Origin of the sequence: Acetobacter tropicalis, from assembly GCF_001580915.1 — a bacterium.
Classification (GTDB): Bacteria; Pseudomonadota; Alphaproteobacteria; order Acetobacterales; family Acetobacteraceae; genus Acetobacter; species Acetobacter tropicalis.
The window spans coordinates 1-1,539 of the sequence record NZ_LHZQ01000072.1 but is presented as its reverse complement, the minus strand read 5'-3'; the positions used below and the strand labels follow the sequence as shown (position 1 = coordinate 1,539).

The window sequence follows — 1,539 nt, the reverse complement described above, 5'->3', positions numbered from 1 at the left end:
TGACCCGAAATTGCCTCAAGTGTGAGAAATCCGCGTCAACATTATCTTTTGTTTCATAACGGCGGAGCAGACCATTACTGAGAAGCTTCTTTTCAATAACAGAAATAGTACTTTGAATACGTGGATCAGAAATCGGTAAAAAACCCACGAGCGGAAGCATTAAAAGAGAGGCATCAACATTACTGCTTCCGTAATATTGAACAAAGCTTCCAATTTCCATATTAAACCCGTAGCTGCAGATATCAGCATGGAGTTCCTCCCGCACTTGCTTCCATCTTTTATAGGGGCCTGAAAGATTATATTGCTTCATATCTTTCAACGCACAATCAAATGCCAACCAAGCCATGACTTTGGAATGGACAAACTGACGCGTTCCACCGCGGACCTCCCATATTCCATGGTCTGGTTCTCTCCATTTCAATTCCAGTCGGTTGAGAAGGTTTGTTTGGAGTGCCCATGAGGAATGAGAGCGAGGCAACCCAGCATTCCGCGCCAGTTGTGCGACATGAGCCATGACACCATAGATATCAAGCTGGATCTGATCTGACGCCGCATTGCCAATTCTGACCGGTTTGGCGTTATGGTAGCCGGGAAGGTTTTCCACACTCCATTCCCGCAAAATCCGTTCACCACTGACACCATACATAATCTGGGTTTGGGCAGCATCCCCCGCAATGCTCCGATGGAGCCAGTCATTCCACGCCTGAGCTTCTTCATGATACCCGCACGAGATGAGGGCGGAAAGCGTTAAGGCTGCGTCTCTCAACCAGCAATAACGGTAATCCCAGTTTCTGATGCCCCCCAAATCTTCCGGCAGAGATGTGGTCGGAGCAGCAACAATTCCGCCAGTCGGGGAGTAGGTGAGGGCCTTCAGAACAATCAGGGACCGCATGACGGCATCCCGCCAAGGACCATGATAGGTGCATTGTTCAGACCAAGCCTGCCACCATGCTTCTGTCTCATTCAGCACGGTATCGACATCAAACGTATCGGGGAGTGGCAAATGAGACGCGGCATGCTGAAGAACAAATGTTTCTTCTTGCTGTTCTGATACTTCAAAATAGGCAACAGTGTTCAGTTCTTCAGACTTTAACGGAACTGAGGACCGAATAACGATCTGATCCGGGCCGGCAATGGCACGGATACCTTCCTCTCCATGGAGATGCGTGACCCATGGAACGGTAATACCATAATCAAACCTCAAGCGCAGAAAAAGCCGCATCCTAACGCGACCTCGTATTCCCCTTACACGGCGGATAATGGATGTATGCCCATCCAGTTTAGGCATACAATCTGTTACCAAAACCTCTCCACTTCCGGTTATCAACCGTGTTTCAAGAATAAGAGTGTTTCCGCGATACCTGCGCGAGGTTGAAATAAGAGGATCTTCCGGCTCCAGTTTCCAGCACCCGTGTTCCATTGTTCCCAAAAGAGCATTCAGGCAGGCTGCACTGTCAAAGCGAGGAACGCATAGCCAGTCTATTGAGCAGTCTTTGCCAATAATACCAACCGTTGCTTGGGGTGACTCAGGGGGTACCC

The 1,539-nt window shown here is 49.1% G+C and carries 1 protein-coding gene; it reads right to left on the bottom strand.

Annotated features, from left to right (window positions below; genetic code table 11):
• On the bottom strand, window positions 1-1,483 hold a 1,483-nt coding region (locus AD944_RS00480; protein WP_248845788.1), incomplete at its 3' end, for a glycoside hydrolase family 15 protein.
• Window positions 1,484-1,539 lie beyond the last annotated feature (56 nt).